At 73.5% G+C, this 22,822-nt stretch carries 18 protein-coding genes; 5 read left to right on the top strand and 13 right to left on the bottom strand.

Features of this window, described 5'->3' with window-relative positions:
- Positions 1-20 precede the first annotated feature (20 nt).
- From AC1DZC_RS09140 to AC1DZC_RS09130, 3 genes are all read right to left on the bottom strand, one after another.
- Positions 21-2,777: a hypothetical protein gene (locus AC1DZC_RS09140; RefSeq protein ID WP_477043028.1), complete on the bottom strand. Its 2,757-nt coding sequence runs from the start codon at positions 2,775-2,777 to the stop codon at positions 21-23.
- The gene (locus tag AC1DZC_RS09135; protein WP_477043027.1) at positions 2,774-6,022 is read right to left on the bottom strand and encodes an FtsX-like permease family protein; all 3,249 of its coding nucleotides are present in this window, start codon (positions 6,020-6,022) and stop codon (positions 2,774-2,776) included. The genes AC1DZC_RS09140 and AC1DZC_RS09135 overlap by 4 nt, the downstream gene beginning before the upstream one ends.
- A 183-nt stretch (positions 6,023-6,205) precedes the next feature.
- Positions 6,206-6,442 (bottom strand): hypothetical protein, encoded by a 237-nt coding sequence (locus AC1DZC_RS09130; RefSeq protein WP_477043026.1) that lies wholly within the window; start codon positions 6,440-6,442, stop codon positions 6,206-6,208.
- Between the two features lie 165 nt (positions 6,443-6,607).
- On the opposite strand from AC1DZC_RS09130, the gene AC1DZC_RS09125 reads away from it, so the two are divergent.
- The gene (locus tag AC1DZC_RS09125; RefSeq protein WP_477038291.1) at positions 6,608-6,805 is read left to right on the top strand and encodes a chemotaxis protein CheW; all 198 of its coding nucleotides are present in this window, start codon (positions 6,608-6,610) and stop codon (positions 6,803-6,805) included.
- Here AC1DZC_RS09125 and AC1DZC_RS09120 read toward each other — a convergent pair.
- From AC1DZC_RS09120 to AC1DZC_RS09100, 5 genes are all read right to left on the bottom strand, one after another.
- The gene (locus AC1DZC_RS09120) at positions 6,802-8,250 is read right to left on the bottom strand and encodes an FAD-dependent monooxygenase (protein WP_477043025.1); all 1,449 of its coding nucleotides are present in this window, start codon (positions 8,248-8,250) and stop codon (positions 6,802-6,804) included. The two genes, AC1DZC_RS09125 and AC1DZC_RS09120, sit on opposite strands and share 4 nt — an antisense overlap.
- A gap of 119 nt (positions 8,251-8,369) precedes the next feature.
- Positions 8,370-8,939, bottom strand: a complete 570-nt coding sequence (locus AC1DZC_RS09115) for a dihydrofolate reductase family protein (RefSeq protein ID WP_477038293.1) — start codon at positions 8,937-8,939, stop codon at positions 8,370-8,372.
- A 61-nt stretch (positions 8,940-9,000) separates the two neighbouring features.
- Positions 9,001-9,333, bottom strand: coding sequence for a YnfA family protein (locus AC1DZC_RS09110; RefSeq protein ID WP_477038294.1), 333 nt, complete (start codon positions 9,331-9,333; stop codon positions 9,001-9,003).
- Positions 9,334-9,388: 55 nt separating this feature from the next.
- Entirely contained in the window at positions 9,389-9,634 is a 246-nt protein-coding gene (locus AC1DZC_RS09105) for a hypothetical protein (protein ID WP_477038295.1), read from the bottom strand.
- Positions 9,635-9,738: 104 nt separating this feature from the next.
- Complete coding sequence (locus AC1DZC_RS09100) at positions 9,739-10,548, bottom strand: IclR family transcriptional regulator domain-containing protein (RefSeq protein ID WP_477043024.1); 810 nt, start codon at positions 10,546-10,548, stop codon at positions 9,739-9,741.
- A 182-nt stretch (positions 10,549-10,730) separates the two neighbouring features.
- Between AC1DZC_RS09100 and AC1DZC_RS09095 the strand changes: the two genes are divergently transcribed.
- Entirely contained in the window at positions 10,731-11,576 is an 846-nt protein-coding gene (locus tag AC1DZC_RS09095; RefSeq protein WP_477043023.1) for an inositol monophosphatase family protein, read from the top strand.
- Positions 11,577-11,612: 36 nt separating this feature from the next.
- Here the strand turns inward: AC1DZC_RS09095 and AC1DZC_RS09090 are convergent, their stop codons facing one another.
- Entirely contained in the window at positions 11,613-12,047 is a 435-nt protein-coding gene (locus AC1DZC_RS09090; RefSeq protein WP_477043022.1) for a hypothetical protein, read from the bottom strand.
- 104 nt (positions 12,048-12,151) lie between these two features.
- On the opposite strand from AC1DZC_RS09090, the gene AC1DZC_RS09085 reads away from it, so the two are divergent.
- Both AC1DZC_RS09085 and AC1DZC_RS09080 read left to right on the top strand, forming a co-directional pair.
- Positions 12,152-16,426, top strand: coding sequence for an nSTAND1 domain-containing NTPase (locus AC1DZC_RS09085; protein ID WP_477043021.1), 4,275 nt, complete (start codon positions 12,152-12,154; stop codon positions 16,424-16,426).
- Positions 16,427-16,503: 77 nt separating this feature from the next.
- Positions 16,504-17,070, top strand: a complete 567-nt coding sequence (locus AC1DZC_RS09080) for an NADPH-dependent FMN reductase (protein ID WP_477043057.1) — start codon at positions 16,504-16,506, stop codon at positions 17,068-17,070.
- A gap of 49 nt (positions 17,071-17,119) precedes the next feature.
- Here the strand turns inward: AC1DZC_RS09080 and AC1DZC_RS09075 are convergent, their stop codons facing one another.
- From AC1DZC_RS09075 to AC1DZC_RS09060, 4 genes are all read right to left on the bottom strand, one after another.
- The gene (locus AC1DZC_RS09075) at positions 17,120-18,661 is read right to left on the bottom strand and encodes an outer membrane protein assembly factor BamB family protein (RefSeq protein ID WP_477043020.1); all 1,542 of its coding nucleotides are present in this window, start codon (positions 18,659-18,661) and stop codon (positions 17,120-17,122) included.
- Between the two features lie 169 nt (positions 18,662-18,830).
- On the bottom strand, positions 18,831-19,934 hold the full coding sequence (locus AC1DZC_RS09070; RefSeq protein WP_477043019.1) for a sensor histidine kinase: 1,104 nt from the start codon (positions 19,932-19,934) through the stop codon (positions 18,831-18,833).
- A 5-nt stretch (positions 19,935-19,939) separates the two neighbouring features.
- Positions 19,940-21,118 carry a sensor histidine kinase gene (locus AC1DZC_RS09065; protein ID WP_477043018.1) on the bottom strand — a complete coding sequence of 393 codons (1,179 nt, stop codon included), beginning with the start codon at positions 21,116-21,118 and terminating at the stop codon, positions 19,940-19,942.
- A gap of 29 nt (positions 21,119-21,147) precedes the next feature.
- Complete coding sequence (locus AC1DZC_RS09060) at positions 21,148-21,690, bottom strand: hypothetical protein (RefSeq protein WP_477038303.1); 543 nt, start codon at positions 21,688-21,690, stop codon at positions 21,148-21,150.
- 181 nt (positions 21,691-21,871) lie between these two features.
- Here AC1DZC_RS09060 and AC1DZC_RS09055 point away from each other — a divergent pair, with 181 nt between their 5' ends.
- A complete protein-coding gene (locus tag AC1DZC_RS09055; protein ID WP_477043017.1) occupies positions 21,872-22,525 on the top strand; it encodes a response regulator transcription factor in 654 nt (217 codons plus the stop codon).
- Positions 22,526-22,822: the final 297 nt, after the last annotated feature.

Below are 22,822 nucleotides of genomic sequence, written 5' to 3'. Positions count from 1 at the left end.
CTCGTCGGTCCCTGACCTCGTCATCGCTCTCCCACCCGCAGCACGTCACCGAGCCGGTCGCGTCGCCGCATCGCACCCTCAGCGACCACCGCCGCGACGAGAGCGCCACCCACCGTCACGCACGCCGCCACGACCGGCCACCAGCCGACGACGAGCGGCGGTGCGTGCGACCCGCCGGTGGCGACGTCGAGCCCCAGCGCCCCGCCGAGCAACCACGGCACGACCAGCCCGATCGCGACCCCGGCGAGGAGCGCGGCGCCGACCAAGGGGGACAGCTCGGCAAGCGTCAGTGCACGGCCGGTGCGGACGTCGAGCCCGAGGGTGCGCAGCGCCGACAGCGTCCGGCCGCGCTCGCGCGAGGTCGCCACCACGAGAAGGACCAGGGCGAGCGCGGCGTACAGCGCCAGCACCCCTGCCGCCGCCGACAGCAGCACGACGAGCCCGCGGTTGAGGGGAACCGCCGCCCACGCGCTCAGCCAGCCGGCACGGCTGGTGACGCTCACCGCCGGGCGGTCGCCCAGGTGGACCGCGGCGACGGCTGCGGCGGCGCCGGGGCCGTCCACCAGCACGGTCGTCAGCGGTGTCGTCTCGTTCTGCGCCGCGTCGAACGTCGCGCGGTCCACCACGACGCGGGGACGGGCGGGAGACCCCGAGACGGGTACGCCGACGCGCGATCCGGCGCGAACCGTCCCCACGACGTCCAGGGCCACCTTCTCGGACGCGCCCAGCACCTGCGGGGGTACCAGCCGGACGACCTGGACGAGCCCCGGGTCGACCAGCGCGGGCACCGCACCCGCGGACGAGCCGACCAGCGCACGGCCGTCCTCGCCCCCGGTGACCGCGCCGAGCGCCTCGGCGTCGACCAGGACGAGGTCGACCCTCGTCCCCGATCCTGATCCGAGGTCACGCGCGGGCAGCACCGCGACGCCGGCGACGGCCGTGACCCCGGGAGCCTCCCGCAGCGCCTCGATGTCGGCCGGGGTGACCGGCCCGTCCACGCGCACGTCCGCGCCGACGCGTTCACCCGCCGCGGTCGCCTGCCCCGCGCGGACCATCACGGTCGTCGTGCCGCAGAAGACCACCATCGCGATGGCCATGGTCAACGCCGTCATCGGGACGACGGCCCCGTGCACAGCGCCCGCACGGGCCGTCGCGACGAGCGGGACGAGTCCTCGGCTCCGGCGGGCGATGCGCGCCACGGCGCGCAGCAGAGGCGGCATCGCGTGCACCACGACGATCGTCACGGCGGCCGCGGCCAGCAACGGTGCGGCCGCGAGCAGGAGATCGACGTCCCGGCCTCCCGGTGGGAGCAGGCCGCGGCGGCGGACGGAGACGAACGCGCCCAGGGCGAGCACGCCCACCGCGACCTCAGCGACGATCCGGCGAGACCTGCGCCGCCGCTCCAGGCGGTCCCGGTCGGCACGGTTTGCCGGCTGCCGGCGCCCGGACCACGCGGCGCGCGACCGGCCGACCGCGATCGCGGGCGGCGCGAGCGCGGCGACCGCGACGAGGCACACGGCAACTCCCGGAGACCGGACCGGACCCCGCGCGGCGAGCATCGCGACGAGGGCACCGACCGCTCCGGCGACGACGGCCACCGGGACGGACTCCACCAGCGCCCGGGACGCGATCGCGGCGAGCGACGCACCCCGCGCCCGCTCCCCGAGCAGGAAGGTCTCGCGGCGACCCACGAGGAGCCGCGCGGCGAGGACCAGGACGAGGGCGCCGACCCCGGCCAGGCCGACGACCACCAGCGACTGCTGGGCTCGGGCGGCGGCGAGCCGGGCCGCGATCGCCGTGAGCACGGACCCGAGGTCCGTCGACACCGTCGGGACGCGGCCGTCGCTCTGGTGCAGGATGTCCGGGTCCCCCTGCACGCGCGTGAGCTCGGCGAGGACCCCCGGCGCCATGGCCGCGTCCACGGCGCTCGCCTCGGTCGGGTACCGGTACGAGGTCGTGGCCGCACGCCGCAGGACGACCAGCTCCAGGTCCGGCAGGGACTCGTCGGTGACGAGGAGACCCACCCGAGCGCGCTGCTCCTCCCCCGGGGGCGCGTCCTGCACCGCCAGCAGGTCGCGCGAGTCCGCCCAGGCGTGGTCGCCGGGGTCGATCGCGGTGTACAGGCCGGTGATGACGATGTCGGCCTTCCCCCGCGTCGGCAGGGAGCCGCGCACGTGGTCGCCGGCGCGCACCCCGAGCGCCGTTGCGACGTCGGCCTGCATCCCGACCTGGATCTGGTGCACCGACGTCGGGTTGTCGCTGCCCGCCCCGGGCAGGACCGAGAGCGCGGGCGCCGTACCGTCCACCCACCGCACGAGCGCCTCGTCGTCGGGCGAACCGACGTAGACCAGCCGCGTGGCGAGCGAGACGTCGCCCGCGACCGCGAGCCGGACGCCGGTCGCGACCGTGACCGTGCCCGGGCCGGTGACCGAGCGCAGTCCGACCGGCAGCGCCTGCCGGACGCTCACCGCCGAGTCCCGCAGCTCGGCGGCGATGTTGGGATCGCGGTCCGTGCTCGTCGTCGGCGCCTGCGGCCTGCCGATGCCGGCGACGAGGTCGGCGGACGGGCCGGCGTCGCGGACCGCCTCCTGCACGGCGTCGTCGGCGGCGATCGCGACGAGACGCGGGACGACGAGCGCGAGCGCGACGCTGATCGCCAGGACCACCGCCGTGAAGGTCACGAGGGCGATGTCGGCCCGCGCGCGACGGCGCCCCACGAGCACCACGTCTGCGGTCGCCGCGCGGACGCCGGTCCGGACCGCCGCGAACGCGCTCACTGGTCGTCCCCCAGCCGCAGCAGCTCGCCCGACGCACGCTTGAGCAGCACGTTCGTCACGACGGCCACGACGGCCACCGTCGAGGCCAGCAGCATCCCCAGCAGGACGAGCTGAGCGGACCAGCCGGCGTGCACCACCACGCCAGGCACCGGCGTGCCGCCTGTCGAGGAGACCGTGACCAACGGTGCGACGGCCCGGGCCAGGAACGCCCCGATCGCGACACCGGCTGCCAGCCCGAGGGTGGCGACGACGACATGCTCGAGGAGCAGCGACCGCACCAGGGACGTCCGGGCCACACCCAGCGCCTGGAGCCGGGCGAGCTCGAGCCGCCGGGCCCGCACGGAGACCGTCGCGCTCATCGCGATGCCGGCGACGGCGAGCACCACGGCGGCGGCCACGACGACCCAGAGGGCCGCCTGGACGCCGACCCGCAGAGGCCCGTCGGTCGCGTCGGTCCGCGCCGCCACCCGGGTGTGCGCGACGCCGCCGCCTGTCGTCTCGATCGTCGAGGCCACCGCCGCGGCGCGCGCGTCCTGCACGGAGAGCCACCACTCGTCGGTCGGCGGCGGCTCGCCGGCCGCCACCATCGCGGCTCGGCCCAGGAGGTCGGAGTCGACGAGGACACCGCTGCCCGCCGGATGTCCCGGCAGGTACGGCACGGTCCCGACGATCTGGAGGTCCACGGGAGCACCCGTGACCGTGAGCCGCAGCGAGCGCCCGACGTCCGTCGACAGCGCGTCGAGCAGGTCGGGCGTCACCAGCGCCGGGATCCGGAGGCCGTCGGCGCCTGGGTCGGCAAAGGTCGTCCCCGCGAGCGCGACGGGCGCGCCGTAGTCGATCCCCGAGAGCACGGTCGACTCGAGGTGCAGGACGTCTGCGTCGACGGTCGTCCGGTGGGCCGTGTCCCATCGTCCGTCGGTCAGCGAGACGGCACTGACACCAGCGAGCTCGGCCACCGGCGGCACCTGCCCGTCGGCGGGGAGCGGGGGACCGGTGGCGACCCGCAGGTGCGCCACCTCGAGCGTCATCGCCACGTCTGCGGCGGGCGGGGCGTCCGTCGTCGACGGCGTCCCGCGCGCGACGACGCCGACCAGGCTCGTCCCGGCGACCGCCGACACAGGCACGACGACGTCCGTCCACGAGTCCTCGAGCTCCAGGGTCCGGAGCGCGACCGTCGAGCGCTCACCGGTCGGGTCCTGCAGGACGGCCCAGACACGCACGGACCCGACGACGGGTGCGGACAGCGTCGTGCGCAGGTCGACGACGAGATACCGCGGCACGCCCGGCAACGGCACGCCCTCGACCGGCGTCGTCGGTCGCAGGTGGCGGRTCCGCGACTCCCACCCGCCGGCGACCCGGCCACGCAGGAGGGCTCCGGCCTGCGTGGTGTCCACGGCCAGGACGGTGGTCGTCAGGGTCGTGTCACCCGACGAGCTCGCGATACCGACGGATGCGTCGCGCAGCGTCACAGGCGCGACGTGCTCGACGCCGGGCAGGCCGGCGGCTGACGCCGCTGCCGCCAGCTCGTCGGCTGGGACCACGCGAACGTCGGTGCCGGTCGCGAGGTCGGCCTGGTCCTGCTGCGACGACCGCCACGTCGACAGGAACGAGAGCGAGAACGTGCCGACACCGATCGCGAGCGTCAGCAGGAGGACCGAGGCAGACGCCCGGCCCGGGCGACGCCCGAGCTCCCAGGCGGCCAAGGGAGAGGCAAGGCCTCGGCTGCGGGAGGCGAGCCGCTCCCCCGCGCGCGTCAGCACGGGCAGCAGGCGAAGGGTCAGTACGGCACCCGCGAGCAGCACCAGCGCGGGCGCCAGGACGAGCACCGGGTCGGCGGAACCCGCCGACCCGATCGGGTTCTGGTACGTGCTCAGCTGGCGGAACGCCACGACCGCGAGGACGACGAGCGCGATGTCGGCCCCGGAGCGCGCGAGCGCCCCGGTGCGGTCCGCCCGGCCCGCGCCGGTCGCGGTGCGCAGCCGGACCGCGGGAGCGAGCAGGACCCCCGCGAGCACGAGCGCGCACACAGAGCACACCAGCCACAGCTCAGCCGGTCGGCCGGGATCGACGTGCAGGCCGCCGTCCCGGACAGGGCCTGAGGCGGTGAGCACGTGGTACAGACCGCCCGCGAGCCAGGGCGCGAGCGCGGCAGTGACCACGGCGACGCCGAGCGCCTCGAGCCCGGCGACGCCGGTGAGCTGGCCCGCCGACGCACCGCGCGACGAGAGCAGCCGCTGCTCGGGTGCCCGCCGCTCGGCAAGCAGACGAGCGGCACCCAGCAGCACGGTGATCGCGAGCACGACCAGGAGGAGGGCGACCACCACGACGGTGACCTGGGTGACCCGCAGGCTGGCCGCGGCCGCGTCGATCGTGTCGGCGAGGTAGGACTCGATCCGCGCGTCCCCGCCGTCGACGGTCAGCGCGGCGAGCCGACGCTCCGCGTCGTCCAGCCGGGACCGCAGGGCTGCCACCTCGTCGCCGCCGGCCTGCCCCAGGTCGGGGTGGGCGACCAGGTGCGCGGTGCCCAGCTGCACCGTCCCGTCCGTCAGGACGTCCGGACCTGCGGTGACGAGCGGTCCCCACGCTCTCGTCGTCAGGAACCCGGCCGATCCAAGCACCGGGTACGCCGCATCCTCCTCCGCCCCGGCCAGCGGGTCCCGGTGCCACGAGGAAGCCGGTCCGGTCAGCCGGAACGTCCCGGTGACGACGAGCGTCGCCCGATCGCTCCGCCCTCCGACGGCGACGTCCACCACGGTCCCGACCTGCCAGCCGTACGCCTCGGCCGCCACCTGGGGAACCGCGACGAGAACGCGCCCGGACTCGTCGACGGCTGCAGTCGGAAAGGCGCCGCTGAGGAGCACGCTGCTTCGGGCGATCTCCGGCTCGGAGCCGAGGTACACATAGGGCTGGACCGCGTCAGCGGTGCCGCGCACGGTGTACATCGCCGAGGCCAGCCACGTCTCCCGCGTGGCGGGGACCGTGCCAAGGGTGTCCGTCACGAGCTGGTCGGCGCCGTCCAGCAATGTGCGGTCCCCGGCCCGTGGCCTGACGACAACGTCGAGCTCTCGGTCCTCCGCGCGCGTGCGGTCGAGAGCGACCCCGACCATGCGGTCCTGGCTCGCGGTCAGCAGGAGAGTGAAGGTGCCGAGCAGCGACGTGGCCAGCAACGCCACGCCCGCCACGACGGCGAGCAGGGCCGACTGAGCGCGCGCGCGGCGCATCAGCAACCGCGCGTACCAGCCCACGCGTTCCCCCTGTCGTCGTCGACGGTGCGCACTCACGAGGCCGCGCGAGCCGATCATAGAAATCGGTGGCCCACTTGTGGGAGCGATTCCACGTATCGATACGGTCTCGACTTCTCGGGGTCCGTCAGAGGACCTGGCCCGCGCTGGCCTGCGCCCGCGGATCCTGGTGGAGCGGCGGGTGCGTCAGCGCCGCCGGATCGCGGGCGGCGCGGCGCTGAGCCCGGACTCGACCCAGGTGGCCGACGCCCAGACCGCCGAGAGGTCGATCGTCAGCTCGACCCGCTGGCCATTGAGGACGACGAGCTGGTGCTCCGTGCCCTGCGCGGCGCGCAACCGCATCGCGAGCTGGTTGAGCGCCTTCGCGTCCTTCTGCGGTCCGAGGTCGTACGTGACGCCGTTGATGTGCATGAAGCCGTTCATGGGCGACAGGGTGCCACGGCGCTCGGCTCCCGATGTGACGGGCGTCGCCCGCCGTTCGTCGCGAAGAGGGCCGAAGGGCCCGGGTCCGGGGGGTGCACGGGTGGGACCATGGAGGGGTCGGCAATCCCGGCACCCCTTCTGCACGCACCCACAAGGAGCACTCCCATGGCCAGCCCGACCGCCCCGCTGACGACCCGCCTCTCCGAGGTCGCCGACACCGTCCGTTGGGCGCCCGCGCCGCGGTGGGGCAGCTCCGCGGCCGAGCACGGCAAGTACGTCGGCTACCTCGGCGGCAGCATGCTCGCGTGGACGCTCATCGGCGTGCTGTCCGCCGCCGCGTTCGGCTGGGTCCTCTCGCTCTAGGCGCCGAACCACGTGGCGAGCGCCCGTGGCAGCTCCGCGTCCGTGAGGTCTCCCGCCCAGGCCACGTAGCCGTCGGGACGGATCAGCACCGCCGCGGGTGCGTCCACCTCACCCACGACCGGCAGTTCCCACGCGCCGTCGTACCCCGCGTCGACGACGCGCACCCGACCCTCGTCGTCGATCCCGCCGGGCTGACCGAGCCGGAGCAGCACGGGACGCGCGGGGTGCAGGAGCTCGAAGACGCGTGTCGGGCCGTCGGCGGTCTGCAGGTCGAGGTCCGGCATGCGCCGGCCGAGAAGCGGGTGGCCCTCGCCGAGGTCGTAGCGGACGTCGAGCCCGGAGAGCATCCCGGCGATCCGACGACGCGGCTCGTCCATGCCGAGCAGCTCCCTCATCGTGTCGCGCAGCGCGTCGTGCCGGTCGTCGGGGGTGCTGAGGGCGACCTGCGCCATGGTGTTCTGCAGGACCTGCGCGCCGACCGGGTGGCGCTCGGCGTGGTAGCTGTCGAGCAGCGTGTCGGGCGAGTCCCCGTGCACCACCTGGGCCAGCTTCCAGCCGAGGTTGACGGCGTCCTGCACGCCGATGTTGAGGCCCTGTCCGCCCTGCGGCGGGTGCACGTGGGCCGAGTCCCCAGCGAGCAGCACCCGGCCCGCTCGGTAGGCGACCGCCTGCCGGGTGGCGTCGGTGAAGCGGGAGACCCACGTCGGGCTGTGCACGCCGTAGTCGGTGCCGTAGGCGGCGGTCAGCGCCTCCCGGACGTCCTGCAGCGTCGGGTCGTCACGGTTCTCGACGACGTCCCGCTCCATCAGCACGACGCGGTAGCGCGACTCGCCCTCGTCCCGGCTCGCCGGACCGATCCCCCCGCCCTCGCGACGCATCCCGACCTGCGGCGGCTCGGTCGTCTCGACCTCGGCGATCAGGTAGCTCGTCGTCGGCTCCCAGCCGACGAAGTCGATCCCGGCGGCCTTGCGGACCACGCTGCGGCCGCCGTCGCAGCCGACGAGGTACTGCGCGCGCAGCACGGTGCCGTTGGACAGCTCGACGTCGACGCCGGTCTCGTCCTGGGTCAGCCCGGAGACGGACCGCTCGCGCAGGAATGGCACGCCCAGCTCGTCGACCCACTCGGCCAGCAGCCGCTCGATGTGGCTCTGCCAGAGCGCGAGCCCGTAGGGATGGCGGGTCGGGAAGTCGCTGATGTCCATGGAGATGCCGACGAAGCCGGTGATCTGCATCGTCTTGCCCTCGGTCAGGAACCGGTCGACGATGCCCCGCTGGTCGAGCACCTCGATCGTGCGCGCGTGCAGGCCGCCGGCGCGCGACCCGTCGACGTCCTGGGTGGCCCGTCGTTCGACGACGGCGACGTCGACGCCCGCGAGCGCGAGCTCGGCCGCGAGCATCAGCCCGGTCGGGCCCGCGCCCGCGATCACCACGGCGTGGTCGGTCATGTCGCTGCTCCTCGCGTCGGCTCCAGCCTGTCCCGGGTGGCCCCGACGCACCAGTGCCGCCAGACGTCCGTCGTCGGCTCGTCGGCGATCCGACGGGCGGCCGCGTACGTGCCGCAGGGTCAGCCGGCGGCGCCCGGCGGTCCGGTCAGGACGGTCGGCACGTACTCGAGCAGCTGCAGCCGGCCGTCGAACGTCCGGGACGCGGTCATCTCGAGGCGGACGTCCGGGTACTCGTCGTAGATCCGCTCCTGCCCGGTGGCACCGGTGATCACGGGGAACACGACCACGCGGAACCGGTCGACGAGGCCCGCCTCCAGCAGCGACCGGCACAGGGTGAGGCTGCCGAGCGTGCGCAGGTTCGCGCCGTCCGCCTTCATCGCGCGGACGGCCTCGACCGGGTCGTCGCGGACCAGGTGCGTGTTGGCCCACTCGAGCGGCTTTGTCAGGGTCGAGGAGAACACCACCTTGGGCAGGTCGGCGAGCGACTCCGTGCCCTCCTCCCCGGCGGCCGAGAACTGCGACATCAGGCGGTACGTCGTCGCTCCCATGAGGATCGTGTGGTCGCGCTCGGGCGACGCCTCGAGCCAGGCCAGGTACTCCGGCCCCTCCAGACCCCAGAACCCGGGCCACCCCTCCGCGGACGCGTAGCCGTCGAGCGACGTGATGAAGTCCACCAGCAGCTCTGCCATGGATCCACCGTGCTCGGGAGCCGGACGGCCCGCAACTCAGGCGGAGCCGGGCCACTCGAGGTCAGGTCCTGGGTGCGTACATGATGACGGCCACGCCGAGCAGGCAGATCGCCGCGCCGATGATGTCCCAGCGGTCGGGCGCGAACTTGTCGACGACCACGCCCCACGCCAACGACCCCGCCACGAAGATGCCGCCGTACGCGGCCAGGATCCGCCCGAAGCTGGCGTCGGGCTGCAGGGTCGCGACGAACCCGTAGGCACCGAGGGCGACGACGCCCGCCCCGATCCAGAGGGCACCGCGATGCTCCCGCACGCCCTGCCAGATCAGCCACGCACCGCCGATCTCCGCGAGCGCGGCGAGGGCGAACAGCGAGATCGAGCGCAGGACCGTCATGGGCAGCGAGTCTGCCGTCTCGGGCCTGCGGTCCACCCCCTAGGCGCCCGTGCGGCTAAGGCGATCCCATGCGCTGTACCTCGAAGACCGGATCACCGGCGGGAGGCTCGGACGAGGTCGAGATTCCCGCGCCGAGGGTGGCGAGCACGGCCAGGGCCAGGGCTCCGCCGACGGCAGCGGCGACAGCGCGCACACGTGCGGCACGGGCAGTCAGCGGTCGTGGGGTCGTCGGGTCCAGGTCCATCTCGAACTCGATGACCGTCTGGAGGTGAGCCGTGCGGCTCACGGTCGTGTCCGGCATGGCACGGTCCTCGGTGCGCAGGGGCGAGCGCTCACCGTGAGGGTGGCAGCGCGCGGCGACGAGCTCGCTGGTGGTGGGCCGCTCAGTGACCCGAACCGCGAGGTTCAGGAGGTCTGGTGCCGCTCGATCGCGCGTTGCGCTTCCGGGAGCGCCAAGGGGATCGCGGAGGACAGCGCGTCCGTGGCCCGGGTGATCGGGCGGTGCAGACGCTGGGGTTCCCACGTCCCGGAGCGCCCGATGACACCGACCACGCCGACGACATGGTCGTCGTGGTCACGGATCCCCGAGGCGATGCACGACCATCCGGGCGTGTGCTCCTCGCGTTCGACGGCGGTGCCGTCCTCGAGGGTCGCGCTGATGGCGGCGAGCAGGACACGGCGGGTCGGCGGCGAGTACCGGGTGCGGCGGCGGATGCCGGCGGCGAGGAGCGCGTCGACGCGGTCGGGGTGCTCGGCGTAGGCGATGCGGCCGGCCGCCTTGAACAGGATGGCGGGCTCCGCAGGTTCGACGGTGGGCCAGCCGTCGAGGGTGACGTCGACGGCGGCGGCACGGCTGTGGCCGTAGGCGACGTGGAGGGTGACCATCGTCAGGTCCGGCTCGACCGTCTGGACGAACGCGACCTCCCCGGTTCGGGCGAGAAGGTCCTGCACGTGGGGTGCGGTCGCAGCGCGGAACGGGTGCCTGGCGAGTGCGGCGGCGCCGAGGGAGACCAGTCGCGGGCCGAGCTCGTACCCGTCGGGGCACCGGGCCAGCAGACCGCGCGCGATGAGGTCCGCGGCGATCCGTCGGACGGTCGGCTTCGGCAGGCCGGCGTCGCGGGCGAGGTCGGCCTGCTTGATGCAGCCGGCCGCTTCGACGATCTCGAGCAGGAGCGTCGCGCGCCCCACCACGGTTCCGTCGTCCACGGTCCCCACGTGTCCAGCGTCCTCCGTCGGTGCTGATCAGGGAATCAGCGGCACCACTCGAGTTCCGGGTGAACCTGAGGTGGTTCCTCCGTTCTAGGTCCGGCACCCGAGCGGCCGCTGCGAGCCGCGGACGACGACCGCCCGCTCCCCGCGTTCATGTGCCGGTCACCCCGAGCGGTGATGCTGGCGGCATGACGACGACCACCGACCTGCCTCTCGTCCCCGCCGACCTCGCCCAGGACGTCGACCTCGCCATGCGCGCTGTGACGGTCGGGCTGGCCGTCGCCCGAGGTGACGGCGACCGTGGCGTGCTTCGGCTCAAGGGCCCGAACGACCTCGTCACCGCGGTCGACCTCGCCACCGAGGCGGCGATCGTCGGTGCGCTGGCCGCGGGCTCGTCGCTGCCCGTACAGGGCGAGGAGGGCAGCCCCGGCGAGTCGGCTCCCGATCGCTGGGTCGTCGACCCGATCGACGGCACCGCGAACTTCGTCGCCGGACTGCCACTGGTCGCGTGCACGCTCGCCCGGCTCGCGGGCGGCGACCCGGTCGTCGGGGTGACCGCGGATGTCACGACCGGCGAGACCGTGTGGGCCGCGCGCGGTGCCGGCACCTGGCTCCGTGCGACGGGCGCAACGAATGACGTCCGCGTCACCACACGCTCCGCCTCGATCGACTCCCTGACGGTGACCGTCGGCGATCTGTCCTGGACCTCGGTGGCGCCGTGGCCGCTCGACGTCCGGGCCGCGGTCCTGCGCGAAGCCGCGGGGACGTTCGGCAGGCTGCGGGTGGTCGGCACGTCCGCCACCGAGCTCTCCTGGGTGGCGACCGGTCGCACGTCGGCGTCGCTGGCGTTCGGCAACGCGGCCTGGGACGTCGTCGCCGGGGTGGTGCTCGTCCGCGAGGCCGGCGGAGTCGTGCTCGACGGTCGTGGGGAGCCGTGGTCGCTCGCGTCGGACTCGATCCTGGCGGCGGCGACGCCCGAGATCGCCGAGGCGATGGTGGCCGCGGTCAGGCGAGCCGGGGTCGGATCACGCTGACGAAGCCATCAGCGTTGTCGTCCCGCGGGCTGCCGGTCATGGGTGGCCCCCGTGCGGCGTGTAAGGGGGATTTCTCGCCGCATCGTCGCGGCAGACGGCCTCGGCGCTCGGGGCCGCGACGATCTCGCACGGATCTACCTTCACGGGGGCGGAAGCAGGTCCGCACAGGGCAGGCATCACCGCCGTGAACCCCTGCCACTGGCAGACGCCGCGGCGCTCTGCTGAGCCGTGCTCGACCTCGCAGACGGGGGAGGCCGGACACCCGGTCGTCGCGTCGCCCTGCCTCCCGTCGAACGTGCCGACGCTGGTCCCGACCGCCGCTGCGACCAGCGCGACGACGAGCAGCAGACCGCCGGGCACCTGGATCGGACTCCGGTCGACGGTCTCGCGTGGTTGCCCGTCGTCCTCGACGAGCTCGACCTCCACGAGGCGGGGTCGACGTCGGGCTGCTCGGGTAGTGGTGAGAGGCATGCCACGGACCGTGCCCCGGGTGGGTATCGGGGCGGCCCGGACCCGGTATCCATCCGGTATTCGGCATCTTGACCGGGATCTGCGCAGACCGGATCATCCCGGTCATGGGCAGCATCCAGGTGCTCGGACCTGCTCGGGTCGACGGCAACGGCGACCTGGGCCCCCGTGAGCGGACGGTCCTCGCAGCCCTGGTGCTGCTCCAGGGCCACCCTGTGAGCCCTGACCAGCTTGCGGACGCCGTCTGGGGAGACGCCCTGCCGGCGACGTGGAACAAGCAGGTGCAGGCGGCGGTCGGTCGGGTTCGGCGGTCACTCGGGCCGTCCGCGATCGAGACGACGCCGACGGGGTACCGGCTCGTCGTCGAGCCGCGCACGGTCGACGTCACGCAGTTCGAGTCCGAGGTCACGCGTGCAAGGACGTACGCCGCAACCGGTGAGCCCGCCCGAGCCGCTGTGGTCTTCGACCGGGCGCTGAGCCTGTGGGACGGTCCGGCCTTCGCGGACCTCGCCTCCTGGGAGCTCGGCCGCTCGCAGGCTCAGCGTCTCGAAGAGGTGCGTCGCACCGTCCAGGAGGACCTGCTCGAGGCCCGTCTGGCCATCGGAGACAGTCGCGGCGTCGCCGCCGACGCCGAGTCTGCGGTACGCGCCGAGCCGTTGCGGGAACGCCGGTGGGCGGTGCTCGCTCTCGCCCAGTACCGGGACAGCAGGCAGGCGGACGCGCTTGCGACGCTGCGACGCGCGCGCCGCGTGCTCGCCGACGAGCTGGGGATCGACCCGGGCGCCGCGCTGGTCGAGCTCGAGCGGCAGGTGCTGCGGCAGGATCCGCGCGCGGCGGGCCTGGGCCAGCGATCGAACGCTCGGGCGACCTGCCCGTGGAAAGGCCTCGCTGCCTACGACGCGGCGGACCAGGACGACTACTTCGGTCGCGAGGACGAGGTCACGGCCTGCCTGTCCCGGCTCGACGCCATGCCCGTGCTGGTCCTCACCGGCGAGTCGGGCTGCGGCAAGAGCTCGCTGATGCGGGCGGGCCTCGTCGCCGCGCTCAGAGATGCCGGCAGACGCGTCTCGGTCACGGTGCCGGGGCCGTCGCCCGTCGCGGGCCTGCAGGCGGCGCTCGCGGGCATCGACGCCGGCGACGTGCTGGCCGTCGACCAGCTCGAGAGCCTGTTCCTGCTCGATCAGGACCGTGCGCAGATCGTGGAGTACTGCGGGTTGCTGCGCCGCCATGTCCAGGACGGCGGGGTGCTCCTGCTCGCGGTCCGCGCCGACAAGATGGGCGGACTCGCCGCCGACGCGACGCTCGGCGCCCTGGCAGAACGCGGGCTGCACCTGGTGCCGCCGCTCGCCGGTGACGATCTGCGGCACGCGATCGAGGAGCCGGCGCGGCTGTCCGGCCTGACGCTCGAGCATGGACTCGTCGACCTCCTCCTGCGAGACGTCGAGGCCGACCCTGGCGCCCTGCCGCTGCTCTCGCACGCGCTGGTCGAGACCTGGCACAGTCGCGAGGGGAACGTGCTGACGGTCGAGTCGTACCTCAGCTCCGGCGGTATCAGCGGGGCCGTCGCACGCTCGGCCGACCGCCTCTACGAGCGCCTGCCCGAAGCGCAGCGGTCGCTGTGCCGGTCGATCCTCCTGCGCCTGGTCGCACCGTCGACCGACGGCCCGCCCGTCCCGCGGCGGGTGCCCGTCTCGTCGATGAGCGGCGACGCCGCGCGCGAGCAGGTGGTCGCCGACCTGGTCGGGGCCCGCCTGCTGACGGCACGCGAGGACAGCATCGAGATGGCGCACGAGTCGTTGGCCAGAGCGTGGCCGCGCCTGCGCTCGTGGATCGACGACGATGCCGTCGGCACGCGCCTGCTCCGGCACCTGGTCACCGCGACCGAGGCGTGGGAGGCGCTCGGCCGGCCCGACTCGGACCTGTACCGCGGCGGCCGTCTGGACGCGGCGATCGAGTGGCGCGACACCGCCGCGCCGAACCTCACGACCGCCGAGGAGGAGTTCCTGGCGGCATCGGTCGCGCTGCGCTCGTCGGCACTCGATGCCGAACGGGCGCGCGCAGCAGCGGAGCGGCGCCAGAACCGCAGGCTGCGCGTGGCCCTGGCGGCGACCGCCGTCGTCCTCGTGCTCGCGCTGGTCGCAGCCGGGGCCGCGGGCGCGCTCGGGCGGCGCGCCCGCACCGCTCAGGAGAGCGCCGAGATCGAGGCCGTCACGAGCGGGTCACAGGCCGCCCACGACACCAACCGCGCCGTGGCCGCGCTGCTCGCTGTCGAGGCGTACCGACGCTGGCCCGACGATCCCCGGACCAGGTCCGCGCTGCTGGGAGTGTTCACGGCGTCGCCGGGCTTTCAGGGATATGTGCAGGTCCCCGAGGCGAAGGCCGTCGTCTCCGGGGCGCTCCTCGGTGACGACTCGCACGCCATCGTCGCGCTCGACGACTCGCGCTTGACGGTGATGGACCTCGAGACCGGAGCGCTCGACTACCGGTTCCCCGACGACCACGTCCCCGCGATGGAGAACTCCCAGGTCGTCGTGAGTGCCGACGGGACGACCGTGGCGCACCTGGCCTTGGCCCCGTCGCCGCAGGACGACTGCATCGACGCCATGGAGGACGACCCCATCGACCGGACGATCCCGTTCGACGCCGGCGGTTCGGCGCCGGTGTGTGCGTCGGTCGCGACGTTCGACGTCGCCACGGGCGCAGCGCTTCTCAGACGCACGGTGGTGCCGGCCGTGTCCGGGGCGATCGCGCTGAGCCCCGACGGCACCACCCTGGCCGTCCTGCGGCGTGAGGACGGCGCCGTGCTGCTGCTCGACGCGCGCGACGGGCACGAGCTCGGCGCCCTGCCGGCGTCCCGCGAACCCCCGCCCTACAGTCAGGGGCTCCTGGACGTCGACTCAGGCGCCGTGGTGTTCGACTCGGCGGGACGGCTCTACGTCGGGGCGCACGACGGGCCCGTGCGGGTCCTCGCGCCGCGCACGACCTCCGTCGTGCGGACGCTCGCAGTCCCGTCCGGCGCCGCCAGCGTCTCCCTGGCCGTCTCTGAGGACACAGTCATCGCCGTCGGAGCGGCGACCGCCACGGACGTCGCCCTCGAGGATGGCTCGGTGCGATGGACGGCCGTCCTGCCTCCGACCGGCATCTGGAGTCTCAGCTGCGTCTCAGCGGCGGTCTCCTGGACGCAGGGGCGTCTCCTGTGCAGCAGCTGGGACGGGGTCGTCACGGAGCGTGACCTCGCGACCGGCCAGCCGACGGGTGTCGAGCGTGATACCCAGACCGGGCACTTCGGACCGATCTCCGTGTCGAGCGACGGTTCGACGATCGCCACGTTCGGCCAGGTCACGCCGCAGATCACGCGGTGGAGGCTCGACGGGACGGGACCGGTCACACGGCTCGTCGCCGCAGGGCAGGCGCCGATCGGCGGTTTCGGGCCTGACGGCTCGACCCTGCTGGTCGGCGCGGTTGCCGACGTCCCCGGGGGTGTGCCGACGGGCCAAGCCGTCTGGGACGTGGCGGAGGACCGCGCCGCTGCCACGCCCGACCGGCCGGTCTCCGAGCTCTTGTGGGGCTCCCGCGAGACGCCCGTCGCGCTCATCGACGGGGACGAGGAAGTCTTCCGCCTCGAGGTCCCGTCGGGCCGACTCCGGCCACTGAGATCCGTCCGGGGCGTGGAGACCAGCCTGGTGCCGGCCGGGAACGATCTGATGGCCGTCTACCTGCAGGGCCCCCGTTGGGTCGAGCTGATCGACCCCGTGGCCGACAAGGTGGTCGGCCGCCCGATCCCGACTCCTCAGTACGTCTTCGGGATGTCCGCAGCACCGGACGGCAGCGTGCTCGCGACCGAACAGGTCGACGACACCGGCCTGTTCTCCAACTCGCACACCCGCTTCTACGACCTCGCGACAGGGGCCGAACGGCCGCAGGCACTCGCCGGCTCGTGGTGGACCGTCGTCGGCGACGACGACCTCATCGTGACGACGATGGGCTCGGACGTCTCGGTGCTCCGGCCGGACACGCTCGCCCCGGTCCGTGAGATGGCGAGCATGCCCGGGTCGATCAAGGACGTCGCCCTCAGCGATGACGGCCACACCCTCGTCGCGACCTCGACGAACCAGCTCGCCGCCCTGTACGACCCGACGACCGGGATCCGCCTGGGCAGCCTCATCCACCTGCCGGTGCGGTTCAGCACCCGCGCCTACCTCAGCCACGACGGGACGACCCTGGCCGTCGCGGGCCGCGACGGCGTGCTGCTGTGGGACCTGTCCCCAGCCGACCTCGCTGCCGCCGCATGTCACGTCGCCGGTCGCAACCTGACGGCGTCCGAGTGGGCGACCTACCTGCCGTCCCTGGGCTCACCCCGCGCTACCTGCCCGACCGACTGACTGACCGCCATGGCCGATGGCTACGCTCACGCGTAGTGTCGAAGGACAGCATCTGCTCGTCGTGGGGTCGGTGGGTCATGACTACCTACAAGGTCGGATACTTCGTCGGAAGCTTGTCCTCGACGTCGATCAACCGCACGCTCTCGAAGGCCCTGATCCGGCTCGCTCCGGACGACCTGACGTTCACCGAGATCCCGATCCGGGGCCTGCCGTTGTACAGCCAGGACTACGACGAGGACTTCCCGCCGGAGGCACGAGCGCTGAAGGACGCGATCGCCGCAGTCCAGGCCGTCCTGTTCGTGACGCCGGAGTTCAACCGATCCATCCCCGGTGCCCTGAAGAACGCCATCGACTGGGCATCCCGACCGTGGGGGCAGAACTCGTTCGACCACATCCCCGCAGGGGTCATCGGGATGTCCGTCGGCCAGATCGGCACCGCGCTCGCCCAGCAGAGCCTGCGCGCGGTGCTCAGCTTCGTCAACGCCCGGCAGATGACGGCCCCCGAGGCCTATCTCACCTGGAAGCCGGACTTGTTCACCGACGACGGACAGGTCCTGGTGCCGTCGACCGAGAAGTTCCTGCGCGACTACATGACCGCGTTCCGCGAGCACGTGGTCCGCGTCCTGACCGTCCTGCCCCGATAGCGGACAGGCTTCCGGTTCGTCAGATCGTCATCACCACGCGGGCGGCGCGTCAGCCGAGCCGCGCGACCCGCACGACGTCGCGGGAGTACAGCGAATCGGCGTAGGCGACGCCGACCAGCATGGGGCCGACCCCACGAACCTCGACCAGACCCGCAGGGATCGGTGCGCTCCAGACCTGGTCGGGCCCGGTCAGCGAGTACGCGTCGATCCGGTCGCCGCCCGCCTGGCCCGGGTTCCGCACGGCGAGCAGGGCACGCCCGTCGGTCATGATGCTGCCGTAGGTGACGCCGTCGGACGGCTCGATGGTCCAGAGCAGCTTGCCCGAGCGCCCGTCGAGAACATCGATCCCCTGACCTGCGAGCACGTAGACACGGCCGAGCAGGACGAGTGCGCCGTACCCGCTCTTCGAGATGTCGGCCGTCCAGAGGGTCCGGCCGGTCGTCGCGTCGGAGCCGCGCAGCGAGCCGACCCGGACCGCCTCCTCGCCACCGTCCGTGGCTGCCGAGGGCAAGGGCGCCGTGAGGATCAGGCCGGGCACGCTGCCGTCGTCGACAGCCGTGTAGACCAGGTCGCCCGAGAGCTCGTGCTCCACCGTGCCGTCGGCGCCGAGCAGCTGCGTGCTCGTCCCGCTGCTGGTGGAGGAGACCGCGAGGAAGCGGTCGGCGGTGGGAGCCTCGACGATCGAGCTGCCCCCCGTGGACCCGTCCCGCTCGGGCTGCACCGCCAGCGGCACACCGTCCTCGTCGAGCCGCATCGCCCAGGTGCTCGAGCTGACCTCGATGAGACCGTCGACGCTCTGGACGGACGGCACGTAGTCGGGGCGGATCGCCGTGGGCGGGACGTCGAGATGCCGGGACCAGGCGGTGTCGCCCGACGCCGGGTCGTACGCGGTGACGTCGACGCCGCCGTCGGTCCACCGGGCCAGCACGACCCGGTCGCCCGAGACGGCGATCCCCGCCTGGCCCGTCGGCAGCTGCGCCAGCTCGTGCCCGTCGTGCGTGTCGAGGACGCGCACCAGCGTCTCGGTCGCGGCGACCCTCTCGTACAGGCCGTTCGTCTCGAACCCGTCGCTGACGATGCACGCGAGCGAGGTCGGCTCGGGCGTACTGACCGGCAGGCAGAATCCCGACGCCGTGCCACCCCCGCCCTCGAGCGCCTTCGCCAGAGCCGCGTTCGGGCCGTACACGACGGTCGACCAGCGCTCTGCACCCGTCGCGAGGTCGATGGCGACGACCCGCTGCGTGCCGTCCGGGTCGACCACGATGTTCATCGCCGCCCCGTCGGCCACGATCCCGTTCGCGGCCGCATTCGACGTCGTGCCGGCGATGTCCCAGCGGATCGGCAGGTCGGGATCGATCGGCGCGAGCACCCCGGGGACGTCGGCCAGGCCGGCGAGCAGCGAGCGCTGACGCGCGTCGGTGATGCCCTGGTAGGCGACGAGCGCGAGCACGACGGCCGCCGCTGCGACGGGTACCAGCCACCATCGTCGTCGACGAGGCGGTCGCGGGACGGCTGCGTCGTCGTCCACCGCGACACCACCGGTCCCGGGGTCGGTGAGGTCGATGTCCTGCATCCCGCCCCCGCGTGCCATCGGGTGATGATATGGCGTCGCACGGGGTTGCCGGGCAGGGTCGGTCGGGCCACGAGCTGGAGGCCGGGCGGCCCTTGCCGGATCGACCCTGGTGGTGGCCCGCGCCTTGGTCGCGCACCCTTGGGCCACCTGGTCTCTCTCGGTCCGTGGCTCTCCGGCGACACCGTGCTCAGTGACCAACACGGGCTACGACGACCCACCCCCCGCCGGGCGTCACCCCCGCGCGCATCACGCCCCCTACCTCGGCGATCCGTTCCCCCAGGCCCAGCAGCCCCCGGCCGGTACCGAGCACCCCGTCGACGGCTGACGAGCGCGCCGGGTCGTTCTCGACTCGTACGTCGACGACGCACCCGTCGGCCCGGACGGAGATCCGTACCTCGGCGCCGGGGGCGTAGCGCAGCGCGTTGGTCAAGCTCTCTTGAACGACACGGAATGCGAGATGCGCCACCGGCGCAGGCAGGGCGTCGCTGTCGCCCTCGAGCCGATAGGTGACGTCGAGCCCGCTGCGGCCCGCACGTTCCACAACCTCGTCGACGAGCGCCAGATCCTGCGTGACGACGTCGTGGCCGCCGAGCAGCTCGATGAGCCGCTCCAGGTCGTCACGCCCCTGTGACGCGGACTCGGCGATCGCCGCGAGCGCCTCGCGCGCCCGGGCAGGGGACGCGTCGACGAGCCGCTGGCCCGCGGCGGCCTGGATCACCATGACGCTGATGGCGTGCCCGACGATGTCGTGCAGCTCGGATGCGATCCGTGCCCGCTCGCGCCGCAAGGTCAGCTCGGTGAGCAGCTCGCGCTCCTCCTCCACCTCGCGGGCCCGCTCCTCCAGCTCCTCCGCGGTCTCCCGGCGCAGGCGCAGGACCGTCCCGGCGACGAACGGCGGGACCGTGAACATCAGCGTGGCGACGGCGTCGTCGGAGCCCATGACCGCCACGCAGATGGCGACGTACGCCGCGGCGCCCGCCGCGACCCCGAGTGCCGCGCGGCCCGACCAGGCGAGCGCCAGCAGCGCGAAGCTCGCGCTGAACGGGATGAGCAGGGCGTCCGGCACCCATCCGTCGGGCGCCGTCACGAGAGCGAGCAGGAACCCGGTCAGTGCGACCACGGCCGCGGCCCGGGGTCGGGACCGCCACCACACGAGCGCCACGCCGGCGGCGAGGGACAACGCCGTGGCGACGTTCCCCGCGACACTCGTCGGCCATCCGTGCGCGATCGTCGGAACGACGACGACGCCCACGGTGCCGACGACGATCGCGACCGTCTCCCGCGTGCGCATCGGACCTACCCGGCGACCGGCAGCAGCGCGATCGCTCGCGCCTGACCGCGCCCCACCCGCAGGTCGACGGACCCACCCAGCAACCGCGCCCGCTCGCGCGCCCGGGCCAGTGCGGTCCGCACGTCGGCGCCGCGCTCGACCGGACCGTGCACCCGCAGCTCGAGTGCGCCGCGGGCGAACCGCACCTCGACGTCCACCCGACAGTCCGGGGCGTCGTCGAGCACCGTGAGCAGGTGCTCGACGATCCGGTACGCCGAGAGCTCGACCGCGGGCGAGAGCGTGCGCGCGTCGCCCGTGACGGTCAGGCGGCTCTCGGGCTGCGAACGGCGGGCCAGCAGCGCATCGAGGTGGGCCACGGCGGGGACGGGCGCGAGCGTGACCGCGGCGCCCCCGACACCCCGGAGCTGTCCGACGACGCGGCGCATCTCCTCGAGGGTGCTGCGACTGTCCGCCTCGAGCTGCGCGAGCAGCGCGCGTGTCTGCTCGGGATCAAGATCGTCGCCTGAGCGAGCGGCACGACCGAGCAGGTCGAGCCGTTCGCGCAGCAGCGTGTCGAGCTCGCGAGAGAGGGCCGCGCGGTCCTCGTCGACCTCCAGCGCGAGGCGTGCGTCGCGGACGGTGCGCAGCTCGTCGTTGCGCGCGGCCAGCTCACGGGTGAGTGCCGTCCGGTACCGCACGGCGCGGGCGATGACGAAGACGACGACCGCGACCGGCAGGGCGAGCGTCACGGCTCCGAGCCCGGCCGTCGCATCGCGGACGAGCACTGCCACGACGGTCAGGAGGGCAAGCACGTGCGTGGCCCAAGCACGGGTCCGCTCGTACGCGATGCCCCCGAGGAACGCGATCACGAACGCCAGCGGAAGCCCGGACCCGCACCGCCCCTGCCAGCCGAACACGAGATCGTGCAGCGCGACGACGCCCAGCATGATGCCGCCGACCTGCAGCACCCCGCGCCGCCACCACAGCGGCGCGGCGCACGCGACGAGCCACAGCGGAAGCATCCACCAGGAGTGCGGGTCGACCGCGTGGGCGGCTTCGCCTGTCGCGACCGCTCGAGCCACCTCGGTGTCGCCGGTCAGCATGTCAGCGACCATCTGCACGGCGCCGAGCGCGGTGAGGGCTCCCGCCAGCACCCAGTCGACCGGGCGCACCCCTCCCAGGATGCCGCGGAAGCCCTCACTCATCGTCGCCACCTCGCTCGTGGGCAGGACGCTCAGACGCGGACGCGCTCAGCGGCCAGCGTAGGGGCGCCGCCCGCGCGAGCGACACGGCTCTGGACCAGAAGTCCGGCGCCGTAGGCCAGCGCGGCCAGCGGCAGACCCAGGCCCAGGGCGCCCAGTCCCCCGGTCGAGGAGTCCTGGATGAGGACGACGACCTGCAGGACGACGACTCCGGCGAGCCCGAGCGCGTGCCGTGCCGGTCCGCCGGCGAAGCGCGCCACGGCGTACGCGTAGGCGATCGCGAGCGGCAGCCCCACCCCGCAGCGGGTGATCCAGCCGAACATCGGCAGGCTCGCGGTGATGACGAGGATCGAGACGAGCAGCGCGGGAAGGACGGCCGTCCGGCGCAGAAGGATCGGGACCGTCGCCAGCACGAGCACGAGCACGATCGCCCACGAGTGCGAGTCCATCGCGTGCGCGAGGTCGGCGTCGGGGCCGGACAGCACGTTCTCCACGCCGATCAGCACGGCGAGGACGACGAGCGCGGTCGTCAGGACGTAGTCGGACGGCCGCACCCCCTTGAGGAGCGTGTTCATGGTGATGTCCTTCGGTCAGGCCCGAGGAGGGCGGTCTTGGTGACAGCCCTACCGTCACGGACCGCAGGCGTCGTCCGCGTCGGCGGTACGGACGATCCTGGGTGGCCGGCGTCCTCCTCACGGTCGGCGCGTCATCCTCAAGGACGACCCGCGCGGCGCGGACAGCGCCCACAATGTCCACGTGATCAGGGTGCTCGTCGCCGACGACCAGGCATTGGTGCGGACCGGCTTCCGCGTGATCCTCGAGTCCGAAGGGGACATCGAGGTGGTCGCCGAGGCCGAGAACGGCGTGGAGGCGGTCCGGCTCGCGGCGCTCGAGAAGCCTGCCGTCGTGCTCATGGACATCCGGATGCCCGAGCTCGACGGGCTCGCGGCCACCGAGCAGATCCTGCGCATGCCCCAGCCGCCGACCGTCGTCGTCCTGACCACGTTCGACCAGAACGAGTACGTCTACCGCGCCCTGCGCGCCGGCGCCGCGGGCTTCCTGCTCAAGGACGCGCCCGCCTCGCGACTCGTCGCCGCGGTCCGCGCAGCGGCCACCGGCGACTCCCTCATCGAGCCGTCCATCACCGCGCGCCTCGTCGAGCGGTTTGCCGAGCAGGCGCCCTCGTCGAGAGTGCCCGACGCGCTCGCGGGGTTGACGGAACGTGAGCTCGACGTCCTGCGGCTCGTGGCCCGGGGGTTGTCGAACGCGGAGGTCGCGCGGGAGATGGTGGTCGCGGAGACGACGGTCAAGACCCACGTGGCGCGGATCCTCGCCAAGCTCGGGGTGCGGGACCGCGTCCAGGCGGTCGTCGTCGCGTACGAAACCGGCTTCGTGACCCGGACTCGCTGACGACGCAGCGGAGAGGAGGGGAACGTATCCGGCGGATTCGCACTCACATGGCCCGCGAGGACGACGTCAGGTTTCCGCGTCCCTGTCCACGGGACACGCGTCCAGTAGGGGGCTCATCCTCGCCACCACGACCCGGTAGGAAAGGACTCGACCGCAGGGTGGCTGCGATCGGCTCGTCGGTACAGATGTTGTCAGCCCCTTGACCGACAGGAGCGCCCTCGGTTCGGGCGACGTCAGCCCCACCAGAAGTTCGAGGAAACTTCGATGGGACGCAACCCATCGAGCGTGCCCGAAGGA

This window comes from Cellulomonas sp. P2_B4 (genome assembly GCF_056404795.1).
This window is presented reverse-complemented; position numbering and strand designations above follow the sequence as displayed.

Excerpts from the sequence above, each read along its gene's own strand:
- AC1DZC_RS09130 (WP_477043026.1), bottom strand. The coding sequence starts at position 6,442 with ATGAACGGCTTCATGCACATCAACGGCGTCACGTACGACCTCGGACCG.
- AC1DZC_RS09125 (WP_477038291.1), top strand. The coding sequence starts at position 6,608 with ATGGCCAGCCCGACCGCCCCGCTGACGACCCGCCTCTCCGAGGTCGCC.
- AC1DZC_RS09120 (WP_477043025.1), bottom strand. The coding sequence starts at position 8,250 with ATGACCGACCACGCCGTGGTGATCGCGGGCGCGGGCCCGACCGGGCTG.
- AC1DZC_RS09115 (WP_477038293.1), bottom strand. The coding sequence starts at position 8,939 with ATGGCAGAGCTGCTGGTGGACTTCATCACGTCGCTCGACGGCTACGCG.
- AC1DZC_RS09110 (WP_477038294.1), bottom strand. The coding sequence starts at position 9,333 with ATGACGGTCCTGCGCTCGATCTCGCTGTTCGCCCTCGCCGCGCTCGCG.
- AC1DZC_RS09105 (WP_477038295.1), bottom strand. The coding sequence starts at position 9,634 with ATGCCGGACACGACCGTGAGCCGCACGGCTCACCTCCAGACGGTCATC.
- AC1DZC_RS09095 (WP_477043023.1), top strand. The coding sequence starts at position 10,731 with ATGACGACGACCACCGACCTGCCTCTCGTCCCCGCCGACCTCGCCCAG.
- AC1DZC_RS09090 (WP_477043022.1), bottom strand. The coding sequence starts at position 12,047 with ATGCCTCTCACCACTACCCGAGCAGCCCGACGTCGACCCCGCCTCGTG.
- AC1DZC_RS09085 (WP_477043021.1), top strand. The coding sequence starts at position 12,152 with ATGGGCAGCATCCAGGTGCTCGGACCTGCTCGGGTCGACGGCAACGGC.
- AC1DZC_RS09080 (WP_477043057.1), top strand. The coding sequence starts at position 16,504 with ATGACTACCTACAAGGTCGGATACTTCGTCGGAAGCTTGTCCTCGACG.
- AC1DZC_RS09075 (WP_477043020.1), bottom strand. The coding sequence starts at position 18,661 with ATGGCACGCGGGGGCGGGATGCAGGACATCGACCTCACCGACCCCGGG.
- AC1DZC_RS09070 (WP_477043019.1), bottom strand. The coding sequence starts at position 19,934 with ATGCGCACGCGGGAGACGGTCGCGATCGTCGTCGGCACCGTGGGCGTC.
- AC1DZC_RS09065 (WP_477043018.1), bottom strand. The coding sequence starts at position 21,118 with ATGAGTGAGGGCTTCCGCGGCATCCTGGGAGGGGTGCGCCCGGTCGAC.
- AC1DZC_RS09060 (WP_477038303.1), bottom strand. The coding sequence starts at position 21,690 with ATGAACACGCTCCTCAAGGGGGTGCGGCCGTCCGACTACGTCCTGACG.